The sequence below is a fragment of the Actinomadura vinacea genome, from assembly GCF_039532545.1.
GTDB classification, from domain to species: domain Bacteria; phylum Actinomycetota; class Actinomycetes; order Streptosporangiales; family Streptosporangiaceae; genus Spirillospora; species Spirillospora vinacea.
The window spans coordinates 281,360-307,700 of sequence record NZ_BAAARW010000001.1; the positions used below are offsets into that span (position 1 = coordinate 281,360).

A 26,341-nucleotide genomic window follows, 5' to 3' on the forward strand; every position below is an offset into this window, starting at 1 on the left:
CCATGGCATACGCGTCCGACGACCCGCGGGCGGCCCTGGCCGCCAAGCAGGCCGCCGCCGACCCCCACGCCCCGATCGCGGCACCGGAGTACTACGACTTCAGCGCCCTGGGTCCCGACGAGGTCTCCGCGGCCGGTTCCCGCACCTGGATCATCCGGGGCCAGAACGTCGTGCTCCTCTACACCCGGGCCGTGCCGGGCGAGCGCCTGGCGCGGGACGGCCAGCACGACGAGTACGTGGTGGTCCTCCCGCACGACGACGCCAAGGTCGTGATCGAGTCCGGCGGCACCACCGAGAGCGTGACCGGCAAGTCGATCGCGATCGTCCCGCCCGGCGACAGCGCGATCACCGTCGAGTCCGCCACCGACATCGTCCGGCTGTTCACCCCGCACAACGACGACCTCGCCCGGCGGGCCCGCAACGCCGACTCCTACGCCGCGCCCCACCCGCGCGTGGCGCTGCTGGAGGAGTGGCCCGAGCCCGCGGGCGGCGACCGGCTGCGGGTCTACTCCGGCATCGGCGAGATCGAGCGCAGCCCGGACCGGCTGGGCCGCATCTTCCGGTCCCGCGCCTTCATGGTCAACTTCCTGTACCACTACGACGGCCCGCGCGACGCCACCAAGCTCTCCCCGCACGACCACGCGGACTTCGAGCAGATCTCCCTGGCCGTCTCCGGGGAGTTCGAGCACCACATCCGCACCCCCTGGACGAAGAGCCGGATGGCCTGGCGCGAGGACGAGCACGTCCGGATCGGCAGCCCGTCGGTCGCGATCATCCCGCCGCCCACGGTGCACACCACCGAGGCGTCCGGGCACGGCCGCAACCAGCTGCTCGACATCTTCGCCGGCCCCCGCCGGGACTTCTCCGCCAAGCGGGGCTGGGTGCTCAACGCCGCCGACTACCCCGAACCGGACGATCTGGAGGTGCGCTGATGACCTTCGAGAACGCCTTCGCCCGGCAGCGCGGCCCCATCCCCGTGGGCACCTGGGTCAAGCTCTCCGCCTCCGAGTCGGTCGAGGCCATGGCGCACGCCGGGTTCGACTTCGTCGTCATCGACCTCGAGCACACCCTGCTGTCGGCCGAGACCGCCGGCCGGCACATCTCGCTCGCCTCGGCGCTCGGCGTGCTGCCGCTGGTGCGCGTCGCCGACCACACGCCGTCCACCGTGCAGCGCCTGCTGGACGGCGGCGCGGCCGGGATCCTGTTCCCGCACGTGGACGACGCGCAGGCCGCGCGGGAGGCGGCGGCGGCGACCCGCTTCCCGCCGCACGGGCGGCGCGGCAGCGGCGGGACCTCCCGCGCCGGCGAGTGGGGCACGCTGCCCCGCGCGGAGTACCTCCGGCGCGGGAACGAGGACGTGCTCTGCCTGCCGCAGCTGGAGAGCCGCGCGGCCATCGAGAACGTCGAGGAGATCCTCGCCGTCGACGGGGTCGACGGGGTGTTCGTCGGCGCCGCCGACCTGGCCCTCGACATGGGGCTTCCGGGCGGCGACCCGGAGGTCAAGAAGCTCGTCGGGCGGGTGAGCGAGGCCGCGCGGAAGGCGGGCAAGCCCTCGGGCGTCGCCTATGGGTCGAACCCGAAGGGCCTGGCCCAGGCCGTCCAGGGCGGCCACGGCTTCGTGATCCTCGGCAACGACACGTCGCTGCTGGTCGAGGCCGCCTCGGGCCTGGTCGGCGCCGCGCACGAGGCGGTGGCCTCATGAGCGGGCCGTTCACGTTCGAACCCGACCGGATCTACCGGATGCCGGTCCTCTTCGGGCCGACGCCCGGCCCCCGGCAGCGCCTGGACGACTCCCGCTGGCACGGCTCGCCGTCCCCGCACCAGACGACGGTGTGGGCCGACTTCACCGCCGACCGCGGGCGGCTGGAGTCCCTGCTGCCCGAAGGGTTCCGGCTGGACGGGACGCCCACCGTCCGCGTGCGGTTCCGCTACCTGACCCGGATCGCCTGGCTCGCCGGGCGCGGCTACAACATCCTCGACCTCGCCGTCCCGGTGGTCTACGAGGGCGGGGCGGACCCCGTCCGCGGCGACCTGGTCCTGGTGCTGTGGGAGAGCCTCGCCGACCCGATCATCTCCGGCCGCGAGGAGCTCGGCTACGCCAAGCTCTACGCGGAGATCCCGCCGGCCCGCGGCGCCGCGGACGCCGGCTACGTCGCCGCGCACGCGTCGTGGGACGGCTTCACCTTCGCCGCGCTGTCCGTCGAGGGCATCGGCGACCCGAAACCGGCCGGGTCGGGCGACGCGGAAGCGCCGCTCCTGCACGTCAAGTACATGCCGTCCACGACCGGCACGGGCGTCCCGGACGCCCACTACGTCACGGTCACCCCCGCCGACTACCCCAAGCGGCGCGTTCTCGACCGCCGCACGGGCACCCGTGCGACCGTCGAGTTCACCGCCGGTGACTTCGACCGCCTGCCCACCCTCTACCACATCACCGGACAGCTCGCCGGGCTCGGCCTGTCGGAGACCACCGCCTGCGGGGTCCTGACCACGCTCGGCGGCAAGAACCTGTCCGACCAGTACCCGGCCCCCTGAGGCAGGAGCGCAGCCATGACGAGCGCTAAGCAACCGATCATCGAGATCGACCGCGTCGACAAGCGGTACCGATCCAGGAAAGCCGAGAGCGTGCACGCCCTTCGGGACGTCAGCCTGTCCATCGAGGACGGCGAGTTCGTCTCCATCGTCGGGCCGAGCGGCTGCGGCAAGAGCACCCTACTGAAGATCATCAACGGGCTGGAGCGGCACTCCGGCGGCGTGCTGCGGTTCCGTACCGGCGCCGAGGACCCGCGGCAGGCCATGGGCATGGTCTTCCAGCAGCCGCTGCTGCTGCCCTGGCGGACCATCCTGGACAACGTGCTGCTGCCCCGCGACCTGGGCGGACGGCGCGGCCGCGACGCCGATGTGGAACGCGCCAAGACGCTGCTCCGCACGCTCCGCCTCGGCGACTTCATGGACCGGCACCCCAAGGAGCTGTCCGGCGGCATGCAGCAGCGCGTCGGCATCGCCCGGGCCCTGATGCACGACCCGCCCATCCTGCTGATGGACGAGCCGTTCGGCGCGCTCGACGCGATGACCCGCGACCAGATGTCCCTGGAACTGCTGCAGATCTGGGAACGCGACCGCAAGACCGTCGTGTTCGTGACGCACAGCATCTCCGAGGCCGTGCTGCTGTCGGACCGCGTGGTGGTCATGTCGTCCCGGCCGGGACGGATCGTCAGCGTCGTCGAGGTCGGGCTGCCCCGCCCCCGCAGCCTGGCCGACATCAACACCGAGCGCTTCGGCGACTACGTCAGGGAGATCCGCGACACGCTGGACTCCGAACACGAACTCACCACCACCTGACCGCATCCGTCCGAGGAGGAGAGCACTATGACGACGGTCGCGGATCACTCTGGACCGCCCCGCGCCAGAGACACCCACACCATCGAGGCCCGCACCGCCGACCGCCGCTTCCGGCTCGGCGACCTGCCCGGCTGGGCGCTGAGCTCGGCCCTGTTCGCCATCGTCCTGACGGCCTGGGAGATCGTGGTCCGGGCGATGGGGGTCTCGCCCATCATCGTCCCGCCGCCCAGCGACGTCGCCGTCGCCCTGGTGAACGGCCTGGTGGACGGTGAGCTGGTCTTCCACACCTGGATCACCCTGCAGGAGATCCTCGGCGGGTTCCTCATCGCGACGATCCTCGCGATGGGCCTCGCGCTCCTGGTCAGCCAGTCGACCCTGGCGGAGAAGGCGGTGCTGCCCCTGGTCGTGACGATCCAGGCGGTGCCGAAGGTCGCCGTGGCCCCGCTGCTGCTGATCTGGTTCGGGTTCGGGATGACCTCCAAGACCCTCACCACCGCCCTGATCGCGTTCTTCCCGCTGCTCATCAACGCGATCCTCGGGCTCAACTCGGCCGGCGCCGACGAGCGGAACATGCTGCGCTCGTTCGGGGCGTCCGAGTGGCAGGTGATGCGCCGGCTGCGCATCCCGTCCGCGCTGCCCTACGTGCTGGCCGGGCTCGACTCCGCGGCGATCCTGTCCGTGCTGGGCGCCATCGTCGCCGAGTTCGTCGGCGCGCAGGCCGGCCTCGGCTACGTCATCCAGGCGTCCAACACCCAGCTCGACACCGCGTCCATGTTCGCCGTCCTGGTGATCCTCTCGATCATCGGCCTGGTGCTGCATTTCCTGATCACCGGCATCGGCCGCCGGGCCGTGTTCTGGTCGGCCGACAACGACGTGCGCGTCCAGGACGTCTGAGGAGGCCCGATGAAGTTCACCACCCGGCGGCGGGCCGCGATCCCGGCGGCGCTGATCGCGCTGACCGCGCTGACCGCGTGCGGGCAGCCGGTGCCCGGAGTCGGCGCGCCGGACGGCGACAAGGTCGTCATCACCCTGTCGGCCAAGACCTGGAACGCCGGCCTGGCCAGCCTCGCCGTCTCCGAGCGGCGCGGCTACTTCGCCGACGAGAACCTCAACGTCAGCTTCGTGCTGCTCGACGGGGCGACCATCCAGGCCCAGCAGGTCGCCACGGACAACGCCACCGTCGGCGCGATCACCCCGGAACCGGTGATCTTCGGCGACCAGCCGAGCAAGCGCCTCGGCCTGCGCTACTTCTCCTCCTTCTACCGCAAGAACATCTACGGGCTGCGGGTGCCCGCCAACTCGCCGATCAAGAGCCTGGCCGACCTGCGCGGCAAGCGGATCGGCGCCGCGTCCCTGGGCAGCGCCGCGGTGACCAACGTGAAGGTGGCGCTGCGGGACGCCGGGATCCCCGAGAAGGCGGTGAACTTCGTCGCGATCGGCACCGGCGCGCAGCAGGCGACCGCCCTGAAGAACCGGGACGTGGACGCCGTCGCCCTGTTCGACACCCAGTTCCAGATCATGGAGAACAGCGGGATCCGGCTGCGCAGGATCGCGATGCCGAAGATCGACGAACTGGCGGGCGGCGGCCTGGCGGCGACGTCCGCCAACCTCCGCAAGGACCCCGCCCTGTTCGCCCGCATCGGCCGCGCCGTCGCCAAGGGCGTCGTCTTCGCCCAGGCCAACCCGAAGGCGGCGATCGACGACCTCTACGCCGCACACCCGGACGCGCGAAACCCCGCCCTGCCCCCGCAGAAGGCCCGCGCCAACGACACCAAGGTGCTCCAGACCCGCATGTACACCCTGGGCGTGCAGCCCGGCGAGCGGCAGTGGGGAATCCTCAAGGCGGACGAACTGCAACGCAACATCGACTACATGACCCGCGCCGGCCTGATCACCGAGAAGGTGGCCGTGAACAGCGTCTTCACCAGCGAACTCACCGGCCAGATCAACGATTTCGACGCCGCGGCCATCCAGGCCGAGGCCAAGCGCGCGGCCTCCTGAACAGGCGCCCGGAGTCGTCCACTCCGGGCGCCGTTCAGCGGTCCCTGGCGTCGAGGGCCGCGGCGTGGTCGGGGACGTAGGTCTGCATGTCCCGCGGTGGCCGTTCGTAGCCTTTCGGGGGTGGCCGCGAAGGCAGCTTCAGCGGTGCGCGTTCCACTTTGTGGTAGGGGATGCTGGCCAGCAGGTGCGCGATCATGTTGATCCGGGCGCGCCGTTTGTCCTCGCTCTCCACGACATACCACGGCGCCTCGGGGATGTCGGTGTACAGGAACATCTCGTCCTTGGCGCGCGAGTAGTCCTCCCAGCGGGTGATGGACTCCAGATCCAGCGCCGACAGCTTCCAGCGCCGCATCGGGTCGTCGAGCCGGTTGCGGATGCGGCGCTCCTGCTCGGCGTCGCTGACGGAGAACCAGTACTTGCGCAGCAGCAGCCCGTCCTCGACGAGCAGCCGCTCGAAGGTCGGGCACTGGTGGAGGAAGCGCATGTACTCCTCCTTGGTGCAGAAGTCCATGACCCGCTCGACGCCCGCGCGGTTGTACCAGGAGCGGTCGAACAGCACGATCTCTCCCGCGCCGGGCAGGTGCTCGACGTAGCGCTGGAAGTACCACTGCGTGCGTTCGCGGTCGGTCGGCGCGGGCAGCGCCACGATCCGGGCCACCCGGGGGTTGAGGTACTCGGTGACCCGCTTGATCGTGCTTCCTTTGCCGGCCGCGTCGCGTCCCTCGAACACCACGGCGACCCGGGCGCCCTCGACGCGCACCCACTCCTGCAGTTTCACCAGTTCCGCCTGCAGGCGGGCGAGCTCCCCTTCGTACACCTGCCGCGGCAGCCGCTTGCCCTTTCCCATACGGGACTCCTACCCCACTGGACGTCAGGGGGTGCGCGGGGCGACCAGGCCGGATTCGTAGGCGAGGACCACGAGTTGGGCGCGGTCGCGGGTGTGGAGCTTGGCCATGGCCCGGTTGATGTGGGTTTTCGCGGTCAGCGGACTGATCACCATGCGGTCGGCGATCTGGTCGTTGGACAGGCCGTGGGCGACCAGGACCACGGCCTCGCGTTCGCGGTCGGTCAGTTCCTTCAGCCCTCTGCCGGTGCGGGTGTCGAGCGGCTGGGTGATGTACCGGTCGATCAGCTTGCGGGTGATCGACGGTGCGAGCAGCGCGTCGCCGCGCGCGGCGACGCGCACCGCGTGGAGGAAGTCTTCCGGCTGGATGTCCTTGACGAGGAATCCGGCCGCGCCGGCGCGCAGCGCGTCGAGGACGTACTCGTCCAAGCCGTAGTTGGTCAGGATGACCACGTGCACTCCGGTCAGGGCCGGGTCCGCGGCGATGCGCCGGGTGGCCTCGATGCCGTCGACGACCGGCATCTGGATGTCGATGAGCGCGACATCGGGCAGATGCTCCCTGGCCATTGCCAGGCCCTGGCTTCCGTCGGCGGCCTCGGCCACCACCTCGATGTCGTCCTCGTCCTTGAGGAGCGCGTGGAATCCGCTGCGAATGAGCGGCTGGTCGTCGACCAGCAGGACACGGATCATGACGTCCGGTCCACGGGGAGTTCGGCTTGTACGGTGAAGCCGCCCTCGCTGCGCGGCGCCGTCTGAAGGCGACCGCCGAGGGCGGTGACGCGCTCGCGCATCCCCAGCAGCCCGGTGCCGGGCACCGGCGCGGTGTCCGGGGTGGCCTTGCCGTCGTCATCGACCTGTATGACCAGCGCGTCGGGACGGTGGTCGATCCGGATCGACGCCGTCGTGGCGGCGGCGTGGCGGGCGATGTTGGTCAGCGACTCCTGAACGATCCGGTAGGCGGTCCGGTCCACCGCGGTCGGCACGTCGTGTCGTCGTCCCTCGATCGTCAGCGTCGCGTCCAGGCCGGTCGTCCGAGCCCGTTCCACCAGTTCCGGGACGTTGTCGAGCCCATGCGGCGGGCTCTTGTCGTCGTCACGCAGCGCCTCCAGGGTCGCGCGCAGTTCCCTGGCCGCCTCCCGACCGGCCTCCCGGATCGCCAGCAGCGACTCAGGAACCTGTTCGCCGCGCTTGCGGGCCAGGTGGACGGCGACTTCGGCCTGCACCTTGACGACCGAGATCTGGTGGGTGAGCGAATCGTGCAACTCCCGCGCGATGTGCAGCCGCTCCTCGTCCGCGCGGCGCCGCGCGGTCTCCTCCCGGGTGCGCTCGGCTTCCGCCGCCCGCCGCTCGGCCTGCCGCAGCGCTTCACCCGCCGCACCGGCGGCGAACAGCCACCCCAACTCCAGGACGCCGGTGCCCCGCGGATAGGCCTCGCCCATCGTCCAGCCGTGCGGGGAGATCACGGCCGCCAGCGGCAGCGCGGCCAGCACGACCACGGAAGCTGCCACCGTGACGATGCGTTGCCCCGCCCGCATGGCGGCGTAGACCGCGAACAAGAAGGCGACGGCAGGAGCTTCGAAACCGGCCGCCTGGTAACCCACCGCGCACGAACCCGTGACGGCCAGGACGAGCCCCGGCGCCCGGCGGCTCGCGGCCAGCGAAAGGCCACCGCCCGCCAGCAGCACGTAGCCGAGCAGGTCGAGATCCGTCCCGGGCCGATCCCCGGACAGCCCGACGAAGAGCAGGACCGAAGCCACCCCACCGGCGATCGCCCAGTCTCTGACACCGACCCGTCCCCTGCCCATGTGCGCACCCTAGCCAGATGTCCGCGCGGGCGACTCCTGCGCACAGGTGATCATTCGGCTACCGCGAACGCAGTACCTTCGCGGTTCCTGCGGCGTCCGCGGCAGCCGGCTACGGCATCGGCGGTCGTACGGATTGCCTGCGTACGCGGGACGACCGGCGGTGGGTCCGGCGGACATGATCAGGCGGCGTCCAGTCCCATGATGAAAGGAACACCTCATGTCCCTCCGTCGCTTGCTCACCACTGTCGCGGCCCAGCCGGCCGCCGCCGATGTCTACGCCATGAGTGCCGGCCGACTCGGGGCCGTCGTCGCCGCGCTGGTGGGGCTGGCCGGCATGGCCATCGGCGGGCTGGCTCTGGCCCGCCCCGCTGGGCGTATCGGCACCAACGGGGGACGCGGGGCCCTGGTGGCGGGGCTGTCCGCCATGGCCCTCGGCGGGCTGGTCGTGGTCACCGCCGACGGTGGTCTCGGCACCGGCAACGGGCTGGGCGGGGGCATCGTGGCCCTGTTGGTGGGGCTGATCGGAGCGCTCCTCGGCGGGCTGGCTCTGGCCCGCTCCCGCCGCACCGGCTGAACACGGCGAATACCGGCGCGATCGAGGGTGTGCCGCGGCATTTCCGGCTGAAAGGAATTAGTCATCCGTCGGCCATTTGGCTAGGTCGTCAACTGGGCGGGGTAGTCGGCCTTCCAGCCAGGCGGCGCATGTTCCTGGACGGAATTCCGGGTCGTGCGCCTCGATGATCCACGAGAGGCACTCTTCGGGGCCGCCGTTCAGGTAGGGCGGAGGCGAGACGGGCTTGAAGACCGTCGGCAGCCGCTCCTGCAACGAGAGGTGGTTCAGGACGTGGCCGAGCTCTTGGACGACATTCCAGGCCAATGGGTGCCCGGTGCTGATCTCGAACTTGACCCACCACCGTCCCTCGGCGTCCGCCCCGTGCCCGAAGGACGGTCTGATCCCCGGGACGCGTCCGAGGTAGTCGAGCAGCTTCGTGAAGGCGCGGTCGTCCATCCGGCACACCGTACAGGGCGTTCGGCCACGCCGACCTCGGACGCCTCCCCGGCTCGGCCGGTGGACGCTTCACCATTATTTGATCTCGGCTTGGGCGTGCGGCGCGGGGAGTGGGCATGAGGGGGTGGGTGTGCTCGGCCGGGCCGCGAAATGATAAATCGGACGTAAGGGATATTTTTCGGAAATCAGGCAAAAGGGGTGGCCAAGCTCGGCCAGCCCGGACGGCGCGACAGCCGCGAATTCGAGAGTTAGTGTTATTCGAAATGAGCGCGATTGTGTCGCGGTGATCGGGTGCGGGAATTGATCACGGAAAGGGGCGGTCGTGGTTGCCGGGCGAGCCGTATCCGCGGGTTCCGTGGCACTGGGATCGCCGCCGCCGGAACAGTGCGTCCTCAGAGTCGACGGGGCCACCGCGAAGACGATCGACGTGACGTACGGAACGCTTTCCGGGAATCAGCCGAAGTCCTATCGGAACGTACTGGCGGTCTGGGAGAGTTCGGTGATCCCCTGGACGGTCAAACCGCTGGTAAGAGTGCGGCTGGCGCAGAATGTCGAGTCCGGGCTGGAGACCATTTCCGGGCTTGAGGTCACGCGGTCGGCTTACACGGTCGCCTACTGCACCGGACCGGACGTCACCGATGCCTGCGCGAGCGCGGTACTGGCCGCGGGCGGGGTCGCGGAGGCCCCGACCTCGGTGAGCATCGCGGTCGATGAGATCGGTGCCCATTCCCTGTCGATCCACTACCGGACGCTGTACGGATACCTGCCCCAGACCTACCGGAACTGGGTGGGGCTCTGGCCGGGCCTGGCCAGCCCCTACAACGCGCCCGCACCGATGGCGCGGGCGGTGCCCACCGATGCCAGCGAGGGCCGTCTCAAGCTGGACGGCCTCGACCTCGCAGCCGACACCACCTACACGCTCATCTACTTCATGGACGAGAGCCAGACCACCGCCGCCGCCGTCCACACGTTCCGCACCACCACCTGAAGCGCCTCACCAGCCGATGGTGGGCCTTCGCATGGCCGGATTCCGGCCGACGACGCAAAAGGAGAACCGACATGGCGACCCAGACCCCGGCGCGCCCGCGGGCGGCCCTGGACCAGAAGCTGCTCACCACGGGATTCGAGATCCCACCGGACGGCGTGAACCCGAAGCGCATCGACTACATCTTCGACACCATGCCGGGCAACCGGCCCTCGACGTACGGCAACAAGGTCTTCATCTGGGAGACCAGCGGGCACGACGTCCCGCGCAACCAGCCGTTCAAGAACGAGAACAGCGTGACCAGCGACCGGCCCGACGGCGACGGCACCTTTCCCGAGGACGTCACCAACCTGAGCTACCTGCTCGGTTACGCGACGGGCCCGGCGGTGGAGAACGTCTGCGCCACGGTCTTCGTGCCGGCCATCGGCCAGGGGGACCCGGTCATCTACCCGCCCTCGGTCACCCTGGAGCGGATCGGCACCAACGTGGTGACCTTCTCGTACTCGATGCCGGGCGGCAGCCAGCCGATGGCCGACAACGACTGGGCGGGGCTGTGGGAGAACCAGACCTCCTCGGCGCTCTACAGCGTTCCGCCCAAGTGGTTCGTCCAGATCCCGGAGAACACCGCGAAGGGGGCGGGCGCGCTGCAGAACGTCCGGCTGCTGCGCAGCACGTCGTACATCCTCGGGTACTTCAAGGGCGGTTACAGCACGTCGAAGCCGAAGCAGTCGACGCTGGCCTGCTCGCTGACGTTCCAGACGTGACGCCCGCCCCGGCCGGCCCTTCGCGGGGCCGGCCGGGTCGCCCGCCCTTCCGGCGCCCGATCTCTAAGGCGGATCGCAGTGAGCTTCTTCCAGCAGGTCGAGGAGACCCGGCTGTACCTCGCCTCAGCCGCAACGCCCGACCCTCTCCACCGCTGGCTCGGCTACCTGCTGCCCGAGGGGGCGCGGGCGGACCCGGAGATCGGGCTGGAGCAGGCCATGCACGGCCTGGGCGGCTCGTTCGTCTTCGCGACCGCGGCGCCCGACCTCGCGCCCGCGGGGGCCGTCGACCGGTTCATCGGCGAGGTCGACGTCATCGTCCGCGGGGCGGCGTCGGACCGGGTGATCGTCTGGCTGCCCGACCCGGCGCGGATCCCCGGCTCGCCGAACGTCGTCATGGGCATCGACCGGGACGGCGGCAAGATCGCGACCGCGGTCGAGATCCCGCTCGTCCGGGATCTGCGGCTCAGGATCCTCGGCGGCACCGGGCTCGTCCTCGACGGGGAGGTGCTGCGGGTGCGCGGCACCGGGGCGATCGGCTTCTCCGGTCCCGCCGCCCCGGACGCCACCCAGATCTCCGAGGCCGACCTGGCCTTCTCCGGTCCCGGCCGCGGATGCCTGGACTTCACCACCTACATCGAGCGGCGGTCGCTGTACGAGAGATGGCGCTGGGGCTTCCAGTTCGCCGTCCCCCCGGACGACGCGCTGTGGCTGCCGCTGGCCGCCGGGCACCTGCCGTCCGGGGCGGACAGGCTCGGCTTCGCGGTCGCGATCGACCCCGCCGACCCGGTGAACGCGATCCTGCCGGGACGTACGGTCGTGGTCTTCACCGGACAGAACCATGACGGTGCCCGGACGGTCCTGGAGTCGCACTACCGCACCGACACGGGCGCCCGCATCCGCCTGGTGCCGGCGCCCGGCCCGGACGCCGGACATCTGGTGTTCAATCCGGGCACGGCCGAGCCGCTCCAGGCGTTCCAGGCGGCACCTTCGGGCGCGTTCACGCTGGAGGCGCCAGGGGCCGAGGGCACCGTCCAGCAGCTGCTGTGCGGTCTCCAAGGCACCGAGTACATCGCCTTCACTCCGGGGGACCGGCTCGTCTTCACGCCGCGCCTCCCCGCGTACGTGGCCGGCTACCCCTTTCCCGAAGCGTCGCCGGTCGGGCCGCCGTCCGACCCGGAAGCGCCGCTGCTCGTCGACACCTATCGCACCTCGTGGGCGAGCCTGGTGCGGGCCGACGGGGAGGACGCGACGCCGTACGTCGCCCAACCGCGCGGCGCTTCCCTGTACGGGAGGGACGCGAGCACCTACCCCGCGAACCACACCCTCTTCGGAAACGTGGCCCCCGGGGTGGCGCTGCACCGGGGCGCGGTGTTCCCGCTGGCCCCGTACGCGGGAGTGCAGGTGGATCCGGAGCACGGCGGCTGGAGCCGGGAACGGATCGAGGACGTCGAGCGGACGGCGCTCGCGTCCACCCGGCGGACGCGGATCGGCGGGCGCGCGCACCCGTTCAACGCCGAATCGCAAGCCGGACCCGAGAACGCGACCACGCCGGCCGGGCTGCTCGTCACCGTCCAACCCGACGGCCGCTGGAGCAGGATCCTGCTCGGCCAGAACGACGACCCGAAGCCGCGCCGGATGTGCTTCCTCGCGCCCGTCCCGGAACTGCAGCAGGCGTTCCAGTCCAGTGACCTGTTCCTCGTCGCCGCCAACGCCACCCGCCTCGGCCGGTTCACGGGCGCGGGCGACGGCGCGGGCGAGGCGGTGTTCCAGAACACCATGAACATCGGCGAATGGGACTTCGCCGCCGACGTCGGCCGCAACCGCTACGACGACTACGCCAACGTCCTCATCGTGAAGGGCAGGGAAGGCCCGCTCTACGACCCCGGGCGCCCGGCGAGCGAGAGCCTGGTCTGCAACCCGGAGCGGTGGACGCAACGGGAGGAGTTCGCCGCGCCGAGCGACCTGGTCCCCGGGCTCGGCCCGGGGCCGGACGAGCGGCCCGGTCCGCCGGACCCCGCCGAGCTCGTGGTCCTGTCGAGCTGGCTGCGGCGCTACTTCGAGGCCGCGGCCGGGCGCCCCGAGCCGTATCTCGCGCGCTTCAACGCGCTGGCCCGCGATCGTGCCTGGACGGGCATCCTGGTGCTGCGCATGCGGATCGACGCGCTCCCGGTCGATCTCGCCGGGGTCGTCGCCGGGGTCACCGACCCGAGCCGGTTCCACGCCCACCACTTCGGGATCGAGATCAGCCAGGTCCGCAACGATCCCGGCGCCCCGGCGATCGACCTCGCCGGGGACAGTTCGATGTTCGGGCTCGTCGACTACGCCGATCCGGCGTTCACGCCGCCCGGTCCGGGCGAGCGGGCCCGGCCGGTGCCGCCCCGCCAGGGCGTGGACCACGACTTCCGGTTGCTGAGCCTGCGCGCGGTCTTCGAGAACACCGCCGTCCAGGAGTTCGAGTCGTGGGCCCAGCTCACCGTGAACCGGCTGTTCGGCATGCGGGTCGCCGGGATGGGGGAGGGCGGCAACCCGTTCAACACCCTCGTGCTCCGCGGGCACTACCAGCACGACGGCTCCCGGCCGGTGCACAGCCTCACCGGGACGGAACCGGCGACGTTCCGGTTCGGCGCCGGCGTCCCGGTTCGGAAGGTGGAGATCACCGGGGTGCGGATGTCCACCCGCGACCCGGGCGACCCGCAGACCGGCCGGGACGTCGCGTCGTGGTTCGACCTGTCCGGATTCCTCGACCTCAAGGTGCTGCGGCGGAACGACGGCACCCCGTTCGACGTGCTGTCGTTCGGCGGCGACGCGGACGCGGACCTGCCGCGCCGGGGGCTCGCGTTCTCCGGGCTGGGCGTCCGCATGGCGTTCCCGCCGCTGGACCCGGCCCGGCGCACGTTCACCTTCGAGCCCGGGGAGGTGCGCTTCGACCTCGCGACGAGCACCCCGCGCAAGGACAGCCTCTTCCAGGACTTCGCGCTCGACCTGCGCGGCCTCGCCACGGGGGACGCGGACGCGCCGCCGGAGAGCGCCGGCTACCTGCCCGTCGTCACGGGCGCTCCGCTCAGCGGGGTGGCGGACGGCCCGTGGTACGGGCTGGCGTACGAGCTGGACCTCGGCACCCCCGGCGAGCTCGCCGGCGACGCGGGCCTGGTCGCGCGCCTGCTCACCGCCTGGTCCACCGCCGACGACGACACCGGGGACGAGGGGGCGCAGCGCGTCCTCGTCGGGCTCGGCCTGCCCGGGACGAAGGGCGGCGCGACGCTGTTCAGCCTGGAGAACGTCCTGCGGCTGTCGGTCGGGCAGATCCGGCTGGACCGCGCCGCGGCAGGCGGGACGCCGCCGCGCGAGGGATTCCTGCTCACCCTGAACGACATCGCGCTGCGCTTCCTCGGCCTGGCCGGCATCCCGCCCAGCGGCTCCACCTCGTTCTTCCTCTTCGGCGACCAGGACACCGCGGGGCCCGGCGGCCTCGGCTGGTACGCCCTCTACCGCCGCGAGAAGGCCGGAACCGGGCCGGAACGGCGGCGGCCACATCTCCTCCTGGAAAGAGAGCGGGGCTGAAATGGAACTGGCGATCGAGCAGGTGATCGACGTTGCCTCGGCGCAGCTCGACTCCTCCATCAAGCAGCTCCATGAAGTCGTGTCCCGCTTCCTCAAGGACACGACACCGCGTTTCTACGCGGCGCACGGGGCGGCGTTCGGGCACCAGGCGTCCACCGTCCAGGTCCTCAAACGCTTCGTCGCGCTCGGCGCCGTCCAGTACGCGGAACTCGTCTACGACTCGGACGAGGTCCTGGAGAAGCTGCGGATCATCCTGCCGCAGATCAAGCCCGGTACCGATCCGCCTCCGATCGAGGTGACGAGCGAAGGCAGGACCGCTGAGGTCACCTTGGTGAAACTGCCGCGGGAAGGGCTTCCCACGCCGACCAGGTTCGCGATCAGCGGTGGCTGGGATTACAACAGCCAGAGCGAGGTCCGGGAGGCGGCCGGGCGGTTGAAGGTCGAGCTCCTGATGGCCGTCCAGCCGTACGGGTGGGAGAACGAGCGACTTCGCTACGAAAGCTTCGCCTACTTCACCGGGCAGGACCGGTTCGTGGTCATCGGCGACGAGCTGAGCAAGCAGGGCCTGGAGTTCAGGTCGATGCTCTACAGCCGGCCCACCCCGCGCATCTCCGAGGCGGAGTGGGAACTCCTGGCCAAGCTTCCGGGCAAGGAGGAGATCGTCGCGGCGGCCAAGGCGGTCATCGACGGGGTGCGCGACAACCGGCTGTTCTGCCCCGTCTACGGCATCAGCGACCAGGGCGCCATGACCCCGGCGAGCAGCCCGCCCCCGGCCTCGATCACCTTCAACCTGGCCGGGACGATCCGCGTCCTCCAGGAGCGCTCCGAACGCTTCCGCAAGGGCGCGGTGATCCTCGTCCTGACCGCGTTCAAGCCCGGCACCTGGCAGATCCTCGCCAGCAGGTTCAAGGGCGATCCCATTCCCGGGGCCGCTCTGACGGTCGCCCCCTTCGTCGACAAGTACCTCTGCCCCGGAGGCCGGCCGAAGGTCGCCGTCAAGCATCTCCTGCGCGACCCCACCGAGATCTCCAGGGCGATCCGGGACCTCCGGAACGACGAGATCCTGATCCTCAACCTGCAAGGCCTGCCGCAGGACGTGTTCGACCTCATGTACGCGGAGGCCACGCTGCCCTCGCTGCTCGAAGGGGCGGGCACGGCAGGTCTGGCGATCCCGCTGGGAAACCCGTACTTCCGATTCGCCAACGTTCCGTACCCGGTGCTGCCGCTCGGCGCGGAACCGACGGCCGAGTCGCTGGCCGCGGCCCAGGCCACGAACGATGTGCGCACGCTCCCGTCCGTATGGGGAACGGACGGGAACGCCATCCCGCCGCTACGCCTCGCCGACTACGTGACCGACGCCTATTCCCCGGAGAACGCGCTCTACCGGTATTTCCACCAGTTCGGCCCGTTCCTGCGGGAGAACCCGCAGCAGGAGAAGCTGACCGCGGCATTGCAGTGGGTGTTCTCGAGCGAGTCCTTCAAGCAGATCGGCCGATCCAGTACGGTCCAGGATCCGGTGCTCGACAAGGTCTACCAGGATCTGCGGGCCAACCTCCGGCCGGACGGAACGCTGGACCTCGCCCCCGGCGCGTTCTCGACCGGCCCGCTCGCCGACCTCTTCCGGAACATGTCGGACGGGCACCGGCTCGTCCTGTCGGCCGCCGAGATCAAGCCACCGGAGAACGGACGGCTCGAAGCGCGCGGCCAGGCCCGGAGCCTTCTCCGCCTGGTCACCGCCGAGCTGACGATCGTCTTCACCAACGGCGGCACGGGCCTGACCGGCACCGTCCGGATCTCGCCCGGCGCGGCCGGGAACTGGAACCTCACCGGCGCGCCCTGGTTCCCGATCAAGGACTCGTACCTCCAGGTCGTCCAGCCCGCCGACCCCGCCGCCGTCACCACCGGCCTGGTCGGGGGGTCGATCCCGCTGCCCGGCGCGGTCACCGACGGCCCGCCCGCGATGAACATCACGCTGTCGGTCCCCCCGGCGGCGGGCCGGTGGGTGTTCAACGCCTCGTTCACCGATCCCTACCCCACCCTGTCGCGGCTGTTCGCGCTGCTCGGCGGCGTCAACCTCGCGGGCGCGCTGCCCGCGCCGCTCAACGTGGCCGCCGACCTGGGCGTGCGCCGGTTCGAGATCCGCTACGGCGTGGCGTCGCACGCCGTCGAGGCGTTCTCGGTGCGGTTCGCCACGACCGAGCCCTGGCCGCTGTTCGGCCCCGTCGTGCTGAACCAACTGGAGATCCAGGCCAACGTCGCCGACCCGGGCAAACCGGCCACCCGCAGCACCCGGTTCGAGATCGTCGGGACGTTCGCGCTGGGGCCGGGCGCGGTGCGGGTGTCGGCCGCGCTGCCCGACCAGAACTTCCAGGGCACGCTCGTCCCGCCCAAGGACCCGAAGGAACGCGTCCGGATCGCCGACGTGCTGGCGCTGTTCCTGCCCGGCGGGCAGTCCGCGCCGGTCGACGGCGCGGTGACCCTCTTCGACTTCCAGTACAACCGTCCCGCCGGATCCTGGAGCGTGGACTGCGGGATCGAGGCGGACTGGCCCGTCCCGCCCGCGCCCGCCGCCCCGTGGTTCACGATCAAGAACCTGCGCTTCGGCGTGCGCGGCGACGCGTCCGGCACCGACGGGCGGTTCGGCGGGACGGTCCTGGTCCTGCCGGAGAGCGCGAAGATCGAACTGGCCGTCGAGGCGTCCTACCGGAAGGCCGCCGGCTGGCGCTTCGAGGGCCGCCAGACCGGCGGCGCGGTCCCCCTGGACGAACTGCTCGCGGCCTACACCGGATGGACGACCGGCAGCCGGTACGGGATCAGCGACCTGGAGCTGGTCATCGACACCGGGGACGGCTCCTGGACCTTCGGCGGCCGCACCGCCGAGCCGTGGACGGTGCCGTTCATCCCGGGCCTGTCGGTCGCGGCGAAGCTGCGGCTGGGGTACCGCGCCGGAAAGCCCGGCCCGCCGCCCGTGACCGCCGGTCACTTCGCGCGCCTGGAGACCGACTGGACGTGGCAGGGCGTCCGGCTGCGCGTGTGGTCGGACTACGACCCGGACGTCAGCTCGTTCGGCATCACCTGGAACGGGCTGGAGGGCAAGGTCACCGGCCCGTCCGCCGAAGGCGACTACACGGCCGCGCTGGGGCTCGCCGCCGGCGCCACGCTCGGCTCGGTCATCGAGGCCATGGTCTCCTGGGTGACCGGGGCGAAGTACGCGCTCCCGGCACCGTGGTCCGCGCTCAACTCGGTCAAACCCGGCGACCTCGCCCTCACCTACCGGTTCAACCCGAAGAACCCCGCCCGCGACCAGGTCGGGTTCAAGGTCGGCATCGGGCCGATCGACCTCGGCTTCGCGCGTATCGACGGCATCGACGTCGCGTACCGGAGCACCGAGCCCGGCAAGGGCGTCATGGTGACACTGCGCGGGTTCTTCCCGTGGAACATCGGCGCCGATGCCCTGGGCGACACCGGGGCCCTCGGCCCCTGGGACGCCAGCGACCCCGGCGCCGCCCCTGCCCCGCCCGGCCAGGGCGGCAAGTACATCGACCTGCGCCTTCTCGCCCTGGGCCAGCACATCGACGTGCCCGGCCTGGCCCAGGACGACACCGTGACAAAGGCGATCAAACGGCTGGCCGAACTCCCCGAACCCGCATCGGGCGAGATCCCGGACGTCCGCCTGGACCGAGCCGTCTCCTGGACGGCCGCCCTGGACCTGGGCATCCTCCGCGCAGACGAGGAGAAGCCCGGAGATGACGAGTTTGAGGCCACGGCGGGCGGCGGTGGGCGTTTCGTCGTGGCTGGGGAGGAGGGTAAGCCGGCGGCTTATCTGCTCAACGGGCAGGTCGTCTTCTGCGATCCGCGCTTGTACGGGCTGCGGCTGGCCCTGGACGGCCCGGCGGCGAAGGTCTTCAAGGGGCTGGCGCTGGAGGTGATGTACCGGCAGATCAGCGACGCGGTCGGGGTGTACCAGGCGGAGATCACGCTGCCCGACCAGATGCGCCATCTGAGTGTCGGGGCGTACTCGATCACGCTGCCGGTGTTCGCCGTGGCGGTGTACACCAACGGCGACTTCCTCGTCGATGTCGGGTTCCCCAGGAACATGGACTTCTCGCGCTCGTTCAGGCTGGAGGCCCTGATCTACCCGGGGATCCCCCTGGTCGGCTCTGGCGGCCTCTATCTGGGCAAGCTGTCCAGTGCCACGACCGATCTGGTGCCCAAGGCGGCGAACGGCACCTTCAATCCCGTGATCGTCTTCGGGCTCGGGCTGCGGGTGGGCTTCGGCAAGTCGCTGGAGTACGGGGTGCTGCGGGCCGGGTTCGAGCTCACGGTCACCGGCGTCCTGGAGGGCGTCATCGCGAAGTGGAACCCCTACCGGCCGGGATCCGGCGCCCTGGAGCAGGCCGACCAGGTGCAGGGGAGCTACTACTTCCTGGTCCGCGGGACGGTGGGGCTGCTCGGGCGGCTGTACGGATCGGTCGACTTCGCCATCGTCAAGGCCGATGTGGACGTGCGGATCAGCGTGCTGGCCGAGATCGTCTACGAGTCGTTCGCGTCGCTGTCCCTCAGCCTGGTGATGTCGGTCGACGTGTCGGCGAGCGTGCGGATCGACGTGGGGCTGTTCACCATCAAGATCAGCTTCACGTTCTCGATGCGGCTCAAGGAGACCTTCAGCATCGACAACCTCGGCGTCCCGCCGTGGAAGGGCGTGCGGGCCCGGCCGCTGGGCGCTTCCGCCGGAGTCCTCGGCGGGCCCGCCGACCGGCGCCTGAGGATGCGCCGCGAGCCGGCGGCCCGCGTCATGCGCCCGCCGAACTGGGACAACCTGCTGCCCGCCGCCACCCCCGCCGAGCTGACCGGCTACGCCGTCCCGGGGCTCACCCTGGCGCGGGACGAGTGGGCGACCCGGCCGGACGCGGACCAGGCGCCCTGCTGGGTGGCGATGCTGCTCATCGATTCGGTGCCGGCCGTGCACGAGGCGATGCTCGCCGACGCCGCCGCCGATGGCGACACCTCGTTCGAGACGCTGTGCAAGGGCGTCCTGCGGTGGGCCGTCGCGGCGATCCAGGACGGTCCGCGCACCGCCGAGCAGATCGATGACCTGGTGATCGACGAGCTGGATCTGACGTACCTGCTCGACGAGGTCCTGGTCAGCGGCCGGGCCGTACCGGCACCGGTACCGGCCGAGGCGGTCGAGCGGTTCCTGGCGGGGCACTTCAGGCTCACCGTGGGGAAGGCGGGGACGAACGAGGCACCGGACGCGACGTACCTGCCCGTTCCGCCCGCGCTCGTCCTCGACATCCCGGAGTACGGGGACGGGCGCTCCGCGTCCCGGTACGCGTTCGGTTCCTACAACGAGATCGACGGGGAGGCGCTCGCCCGGCTCCGCGACTATTTCGCCGAGCTGGCCGTGCAGGTCTCCGGCGAAACGGCGAGCGTGCCCGACACGTCCCTGTCGATGGCCGGGTGGGTCTTCGGCGACTACTTCCTGCTGCTGGCCCGGCAGATGGTCCAAGCCGTCCGCGACGGGCTGCGCCTGTTCAAGTATCCGATCGGGCCGGACGACACGCCCCGCGGCATCGTGCGCTGGATCAACGAGAACGGCGACGGCCCCGCGTACACCGTGGTCGGCCTGTTCGCCGCCAACGGGTCCCACCCGGTCCAGCCGGACCGGACGCTGACGGTGGGCGTGACGTGCCGCACCGGCGAGGACGACGGCTTCGCCTCGCTCGCCCGCCGCTACGAGGACGCGGTCACCGCGAGCGACATCGCGGGCGCGAACGCGGCCGATCCCGGCGTGCTGCGCGCGGGCGCGCGGATCGCCGTTCCCGGCAAGCCGCCCTACACCGTCCGGGACGGCGACACCCTGGTCGGCGTCGCCAGGTCGGTGGGCGTCCGCTACACCGAGCTGATCACGGGTGCCGGGGTGCTGGACCAGCCCGGTCTGCTGCGCCCGGACGCCACCCCGCTCATCCCGCTGGTGACCTGCCCCGCCGGCGCCGGGGCGACGTTCGCCGCGCTGGCCGGGCGGGACGTCTACGCGGGCGGTTTCACCGCCGCCACGCTCGCCGAGTGCAACGCGGGCCGGGCGGTGCTGCGTCCGGGCGCGGAGGTGCCGTTCCCCGGCCACGCGTCGTACCAGGTCCGGCCAGGGGACGTACTGGGCGATGTCGCGGCGAGCCTGGGCGTGTCGCTCGACGAGCTGCTGGCCGAGGGCGGCGTCCTCGTCCAGGAGGACCTGATCGCTCCGATGGCGACCCTCGCCCTGCCGGTGTTCGGGCACGTCACCGCGTCCAGAAGCCTGGGCTCGGTGGCGGCCCTGTTCGGGACGACCGCGGCGGTGCTCGGCGAGCAGGCCGCCAACGGCGAGGTCCGGGGCCTGTTCGCCACCCGGACGGCGGGCGGCGACCCCGCCCCGTACCTGGACGTGCCGCATCTCATCAGGTTCCGGGTCGGCGAGCTGATCGCCGAGGCGCAGCGGACGTTCGCGATCAGGCAGCTCTCGGCCCTCGCGTCGCGCTACTCCCTGCACGGCCTTCGCCTGCCGACCGGCGGGATCACCCCGAAGGCGTGCGGGATGTGGGTCCGGGACGAGGGCGGGCGGCTCAGCCTGCCGCCGCACGCGGGCCTGCACGCCCTCACCGGCCAGCAGATCGCGCTGCCCGTCCTGTCCGCGGAGCCGTTCCGCGTCGTCCTCGACCGGGCCGCGGGACCCGGCTGGCTGCGGTTCACCGACGGCGCGGGCCGGGAGACCGACCGCCTGGAGATCACGCTCGCGCCCGGTTCGGTGGACGCCCGGCGGGTCGCCGAACTGCGCGATCGGTACGGGCGGGGCGAACGGCTGGACGTCGGGCTCGCGTCGCTCGGTCCCGGTCCGATGTCGGTGAGCACGCCCGCCACCTACCCGTTCACCGGGACCGTCCCGTGGCGGAGCCCGGTGCCGGTGCCGCTGCCCTACAGACCGGAACCCGGAGTGGAGCGCCAGCGGAGCGGAGGGGTTCGGTCTGTAGGTTCTGGCCGGGGGGTGTGGGGGGTCGTCCCCCCACAGGAGCACGGCTCTTCGTCGGCGGGGGAGCTTCGGCTTTACCGGCTGCCCGCCGACCTGACCGCTCTGCCCGACCGGTCCGTCCGGGCCTGCGATCCGCGCATGCGGGTGCGGGTCGGCCGCTACGACGAGGCGACCGGCGCCACCGGCACCGCCGACGTCGGGATCTACGGCTGGGCCACCGCCGTGAACCTCAAGGTGAAGCGGGTGCCGCCGGTCGACGGGAGCCCGTCCACCCGGTCCACGTACGAGATCGCGGGAGTGAACGACAAGGACGCCGTCCTGCTCGAACGGCTCCTGGAACGCTGGGGCACCGGTAGCGACGGGCCCGAGATCGACCGGCTCGTCCTCGCGTTCCCCGGATCGGGCGACGGCGCGGGCCTGGACAACGACACCCTGCCGCAGGTCACGATGGGCATCGCCCAGGTCGACCTGAGCACCCGTACGCGCCCGCCCGGCACCCCTCGGGCGGCCATGGCGGGCACCGGGCCGCGCCTGCTCAACACTCCCGAGGAGTTCATCCGGCTCCTCTGGGAGGCGGGCATCACGCGCGGCGGCGGCTTCTTCCTCTACTACGACGCCGCCGCCGAGGGGCGGGGGCTGCCGGAACGGCTCTTCGCCGACGGCGACGAGGCCACCCTCACCCTCATCGTGCTCTACGCCGCGCCCGCCGAGCCGATGCAACGCGACCGTGTCGGCGCGTTCATGAACCGCCTCGCCACCGCCGCGGACCTGCCCGCCGACGCGACCGTCTTCGCCGAGGCCGATCCGCCCGACCCGGCCGTGCGGGTGGCGGCGGCACCGGACGTCCGGCTCGGCGAGCTGGCCAGGGCGTACTACGGCGACGTCGCGGACCTGCTGGCCGCCAACACCGCGCTCGCGCTGGCCGCCGGCGCCCGGATCGTGGTGGACGAGGGCGTCTGCCAGGCGCCGCCGGGCGGCATCGCGCTGGCCGACCTCGCCCGCGAGTTCGGCACGACCGTCGAGGCGCTGCGCGAGGCCAACCCGCGCTGGGACGGCGGGCTGCCCGACCCGCTGCCGTTCCCGGCCGCGCTCCGGCTGCCCCGGCTGGTGCTGACCCCGGGCACCAGCCCGTCCAGCCGCACGTTCGGCGAGATCATCGCCGCGTACGGGCAGGACGCGGCGTCCCTCGCCGCCGCCAACCAGGACGTTCCCGGCCCGTTCGCGACCGGGCAGCAGATCACCGTGCCGGGCGGGCCCCGGGTGCGGACCGCGACCGTGCAGCCCGGAGTCGCCGCCGTCGCCGCGACCCGCGAGCGGCCGCACGAGGTCCCGGTCGAGCCGGGCGCCGATTTCGCGCGGCTGTTCCTGCTCAACGCCTTCACTCTGCTCGGCTACCAGGTCGCGGGCAACGCCGCGTTCACCGAGAGCGTCCTGGGCCTGCCCGCCGGGCCGGTGACCGAGACGGCCGACGCGGAGAACCACGACAAGATCCGGGCACCGCGCGCAGTGGCGCCAGGGGAAGGCGTGTGGGACTACGAGCGGGCCGTTCCGTACACCCGCTTCACCCGTCCTGAGGGCGTCGCGTCACCGTACGAGGGCATCGGCGAGATCCTCCAGGTGTCCTTCGGCTGGCGTGACATCTACGGGAACACGCTGTCCACCGTCCTGTCCGATCCGCGGAAGGGCGACCGGGGTCCCTACGACCAGCCTCCCCTTCTGACCGGGTACACCGACGCGCTGGTGGGTCTCGGCCAGTGGCCCTCGGTGTCGTCGAGCTGGCAGGTCCGCGCCGCCGACACCGGCGCACCGCTCCTGGAACTGCTGCTGGGCTTCGACGACAGCCGCTACCAGGGACTCCTCGCCGCCGCCGCGCGGGACGCCGGCACCGTCGAGCTGACGTTCACGGCCCCGCTCGCCCCGGACGGGATCGCCGACCTGGACCACTACACCTTCGACGAGAACGTCACGGTCCGGTCCGCGGTGCTCGGCGCCGACGGCCGCACCGTCCGGCTCACCGTCTCCGCGCTCGCCGACGGCCGGCGGTACGAGGTGTCCGTGCGCGGGCTCCGCTACGCGGACCGTCCGGGCACCGTCGAAGGCCGCGCCGGGTTCGCCTACCCGGCCGACGGCGCGGCCCGCACCTCCTCGGTCGCCGCGAACGCCCGCACCGACGCGAGCGTCTACGCCAGGCTGCGCGACCAGCTCGACGACCCGCACGGCATCGCGTACACGATCGAGACCACGCTGCTGGGCCGCTCCCAGGACGACCCGGCCGCGACCGGCGACGCCGAGCTGACCCCGGAGCAGGCCCGCGCGCTGCGCGCATGGCTGTGCGACGCGGGCGGCTCCATCCTCGCCTTCCTCGACGACCGCGCCGCCTTCGGGACCGCGGTGCCCTCGCCGCCGCCCGCGCACCCGATCGGGATCGTGCTCGCGCGCGACGCGGTCAACCCGGCCCTGATCTTCCCGCTCCGGGTCGCGTTCCGGCTGGCCCGCACCGGCGGCACCGTCCTCGGCGAGCTCGCCACCGTGCCGGGCGTGCGCGCGGCGACCACGCCGGTCGCGCCCTACCAGCACCCGCTCCCGCCGGAGGCCGGGACGCCCGGGGAGACGCTGGCGCTCCTGGAGTTCGCGCAGCGGCTGCAGACCGCGCTGTCCGGCGATGAGCAACTGGTCAAGGTCGCGGTGGGCGTCGACCGCTTCGCGCGCGAAGCCGCGTCCGGCACGGGCGAGGAGACGACCGTGTGGGCGGTACGGACCGGCCGCGCCCCCGGCACCCCGATCTCCTACACCCTCACCGGGGACGGCCCGGCGATCTTCGCGCCGCGGCCGGTGTCCACGCACCTGCAGAGCCGCCGCGGAGTGCCGATCCGCGACTACCGCACCGGCACCGGACTCGCCCCGCGGCCGTCCCGGCACGAGGACTTCGCCGAGGTCAACCTGGACGGCTGGTGCCGGACGCTGTTCGGCGCAGTGGACACCCTCCTCACTCCCCGCTTCACCGCCGCCGCGCAGGTCGTCGGCGCGCTGACCGGGGAGGACCTGCTCGCCCGCGCGCTCCGGGTCAAGGAGCGGCTGGCCGCGGCCGCCTGCCGGTGGATGATCCCGGTGTTCGACGGCGAGCACGCCGACCCCGCGCACGCCCGCGAGCTGTTCCGCCAGCAGATGCTCACCCGCCTGCTCGACGCCTACTCGGTCCGCGCGGCCGCGCAGTTCGCCGCGGACGTGCACGCCGACGTGCGCGACCCCGGCGCCGAGTCGCCGCCGGAGCTGTTCGGGGAGCCGATCCAGCGCGGGCAGGACACCGACGGGGGCGACATCACGCCGGTGTCGCTGACCTCGCCCCGGCTCCCGCTCCGCACCGGCACCGGGGTGCCGCTCGCCTTCCTGGTGACCGCGCCCGACACGGTGCGCGCGGACGGCGCCGTGGTCGCGCGGGCCGACCTGGACGTCCGCTACGAGGCCGGCGCGATCGAGCACCAGATCGGCCCGGTCCCCGGCATCGACCACCGGGCGTCGAGCTGGCTCACGTTCATCGACCGCGAGGGCCCGGCGCCGCTGTCGGCCGACCTGGGCGCGTTCTCGGTGCCGCTGGTGCTGCGCGCCTACCCCGCGAGCCCGACGATGCGCGGGCAGGCGGCGCACTACCCCGCCGACCAGGACGGGCAGCTGGACCGCGCGGTCCGCTGGGAGTACCGGTTCGGCTACTCGCTGCCGTACCACTACCCGCAGGACCGGGTGATCGCCGGAGTCGCGTTCAACGTCGGCGGCGACCGGGCCGGCGCCCTCACCGCCGACGACCCCTTCGGCGCGCTGGCCGAGTTCGCGGCCGTCCACCCCGCCGTCGCCCGGGACCTGGACGCCTACCTGGCGCCGATCGACGCGCGCACCGGGCCCGGCGAGGAGGTGACCAACGCGGCGGCGGCGCTGCACGCGTTCCTCACCCTGGCCGAGACGGTCGCCGACTCCGGCCTCGTCGTGGAGGCCGCCCACCTGTCCGCCGCGGGCGGCACCGTCTACGAGTTCACGATCGACGAGGGCTCGGTCGACGTCGGAGCCACACCGCACGCCCTGCTCGTGACCGTCACCGGCGCCCCGCCCACGGGTGTCGGCGTGCCCGTCGTGCTGATCGACGACGAACGGTACGAACCCGAGCCGCACACCACCGGCGAGGACGGCCGTTTCGGGTACGTCTACCGTGCCCGCGGCGGCCCTGAAGGGCGGTACCTGACAGCCGCGAGCGGCCAGGCCATACCCGACCGCACCGTCGTCATCCCGGGCCTGCACCTGCTGGAACAGCAGGACGCGCTCGCCTCCGTGGCCGTCGAACGCAACCGGGAGCTCGTACCGGGACGCCCATCGGCCGACCCGTTCGTGTACCGTACCCCGGCGATCCGCGGTGCCGCGCCGCTGCAACCGTCGACCGACATCGGCACCGTCCTCCAGGTCCCGTTGATCGGCGTTCCGGCCCCGTCCCAGCCCGCCTACCGCACGCTCGCGGGACACCTGGAGGCGGTGTTCGCCGCACTGCTCCTCAACACCGCGGAGCCGGACCTGACCGTCCAGGTGGAGGTGACGTACTCCTACGAGGCCAACCCCGGCCTGACACCGGTGACGCTGCCCCTGCTGATGCAGGCGCCGCTCACCGCCCAGCGCCCGGACGGCGCCCTGACCAGGATGCTCGCCGGATGGGCCAAGGCGATCCACGACTGGTTCCAGGCGCGCACACCCGTCTGCGGCGGAACGCTCGGCTTCGACCTGACGCTCATGACGAACCTGACCGCGCGTCCGATGCCCTTGCTGCGCCTGCGCAACCTGCACCTGCCCATCAAGTACGTCATCGACCCCGCACCGGCCTGCCGCCAGGCCACCGACACATGAGATAAATGAGGTGAAATGCGGGCCCGGCGCCTTCCGGTGAGCAGAAGGCGTGTTCTGGCCGATTCACTTCCTGTCGCTCAGCGGAAGCGCGCCTTCCAGCGGCTTCGGACGGGATTACGGTGCGGGCGCATGCGTTTTCCGGCATT

Annotated in this window: 15 protein-coding genes; 11 read left to right on the forward strand and 4 right to left on the reverse strand. The window is 71.9% G+C overall.

All coding sequences use genetic code 11. The features are described from left to right. Positions 1-2: 2 nt before the first annotated feature. Genes ABD340_RS01295 through ABD340_RS01320 form a run of 6 tightly spaced genes read left to right on the forward strand, consistent with a single transcriptional unit; the run spans position 3 to position 5,343 of the window. Positions 3-932 carry a cupin domain-containing protein gene (locus tag ABD340_RS01295; RefSeq protein WP_344586396.1) on the forward strand — a complete coding sequence of 310 codons (930 nt, stop codon included), beginning with the start codon at positions 3-5 and terminating at the stop codon, positions 930-932. Then, complete coding sequence (locus ABD340_RS01300) at positions 932-1,702, forward strand: HpcH/HpaI aldolase family protein (RefSeq protein WP_344586397.1); 771 nt, start codon at positions 932-934, stop codon at positions 1,700-1,702. The genes ABD340_RS01295 and ABD340_RS01300 overlap by 1 nt, the downstream gene beginning before the upstream one ends. Further along, positions 1,699-2,535: an acetoacetate decarboxylase family protein gene (locus ABD340_RS01305; protein ID WP_344586398.1), complete on the forward strand. Its 837-nt coding sequence runs from the start codon at positions 1,699-1,701 to the stop codon at positions 2,533-2,535. The genes ABD340_RS01300 and ABD340_RS01305 overlap by 4 nt, the downstream gene beginning before the upstream one ends. A gap of 15 nt (positions 2,536-2,550) precedes the next feature. Further along, positions 2,551-3,342, forward strand: coding sequence for an ABC transporter ATP-binding protein (locus ABD340_RS01310; protein ID WP_344586399.1), 792 nt, complete (start codon positions 2,551-2,553; stop codon positions 3,340-3,342). 27 nt (positions 3,343-3,369) lie between these two features. Beyond that, on the forward strand, positions 3,370-4,236 hold the full coding sequence (locus tag ABD340_RS01315) for an ABC transporter permease (protein WP_344586400.1): 867 nt from the start codon (positions 3,370-3,372) through the stop codon (positions 4,234-4,236). Positions 4,237-4,245: 9 nt separating this feature from the next. Next, entirely contained in the window at positions 4,246-5,343 is a 1,098-nt protein-coding gene (locus tag ABD340_RS01320; protein ID WP_344586401.1) for an ABC transporter substrate-binding protein, read from the forward strand. 34 nt (positions 5,344-5,377) lie between these two features. On the opposite strand, the gene ppk2 is transcribed toward ABD340_RS01320, so the two are convergent. From ppk2 to ABD340_RS01335, 3 genes are read right to left on the reverse strand one after another with little or no spacing between them, the layout of a single operon-like run. Continuing rightward, complete coding sequence (gene ppk2 / locus ABD340_RS01325; protein WP_344586403.1) at positions 5,378-6,190, reverse strand: polyphosphate kinase 2; 813 nt, start codon at positions 6,188-6,190, stop codon at positions 5,378-5,380. A gap of 24 nt (positions 6,191-6,214) precedes the next feature. Then, positions 6,215-6,877, reverse strand: coding sequence for a response regulator (locus tag ABD340_RS01330; RefSeq protein WP_344586404.1), 663 nt, complete (start codon positions 6,875-6,877; stop codon positions 6,215-6,217). Beyond that, on the reverse strand, positions 6,874-7,992 hold the full coding sequence (locus ABD340_RS01335) for a sensor histidine kinase (RefSeq protein ID WP_344586405.1): 1,119 nt from the start codon (positions 7,990-7,992) through the stop codon (positions 6,874-6,876). Before ABD340_RS01335 ends, ABD340_RS01330 begins: the two co-directional genes overlap by 4 nt. 217 nt (positions 7,993-8,209) lie before the next feature. Between ABD340_RS01335 and ABD340_RS01340 the strand changes: the two genes are divergently transcribed. Beyond that, positions 8,210-8,566 carry a DUF6223 family protein gene (locus tag ABD340_RS01340; protein WP_344586406.1) on the forward strand — a complete coding sequence of 119 codons (357 nt, stop codon included), beginning with the start codon at positions 8,210-8,212 and terminating at the stop codon, positions 8,564-8,566. A gap of 57 nt (positions 8,567-8,623) precedes the next feature. Here ABD340_RS01340 and ABD340_RS01345 read toward each other — a convergent pair whose 3' ends face one another. Next, positions 8,624-9,001: a hypothetical protein gene (locus tag ABD340_RS01345; RefSeq protein WP_344586407.1), complete on the reverse strand. Its 378-nt coding sequence runs from the start codon at positions 8,999-9,001 to the stop codon at positions 8,624-8,626. Between the two features lie 499 nt (positions 9,002-9,500). Between ABD340_RS01345 and ABD340_RS01350 the strand changes: the two genes are divergently transcribed. From ABD340_RS01350 to ABD340_RS01365, 4 genes are all read left to right on the forward strand, one after another. Next, positions 9,501-9,989, forward strand: coding sequence for a hypothetical protein (locus ABD340_RS01350; protein WP_344586408.1), 489 nt, complete (start codon positions 9,501-9,503; stop codon positions 9,987-9,989). A gap of 71 nt (positions 9,990-10,060) precedes the next feature. After that, a complete protein-coding gene (locus ABD340_RS01355) occupies positions 10,061-10,750 on the forward strand; it encodes a hypothetical protein (protein ID WP_344586409.1) in 690 nt (229 codons plus the stop codon). Between the two features lie 78 nt (positions 10,751-10,828). Then, positions 10,829-14,311, forward strand: a complete 3,483-nt coding sequence (locus ABD340_RS01360) for a hypothetical protein (RefSeq protein WP_344586410.1) — start codon at positions 10,829-10,831, stop codon at positions 14,309-14,311. A gap of 1 nt (position 14,312) precedes the next feature. After that, complete coding sequence (locus ABD340_RS01365; RefSeq protein WP_344586411.1) at positions 14,313-26,195, forward strand: LysM peptidoglycan-binding domain-containing protein; 11,883 nt, start codon at positions 14,313-14,315, stop codon at positions 26,193-26,195. The last annotated feature ends 146 nt before the right edge of the window (positions 26,196-26,341 follow it).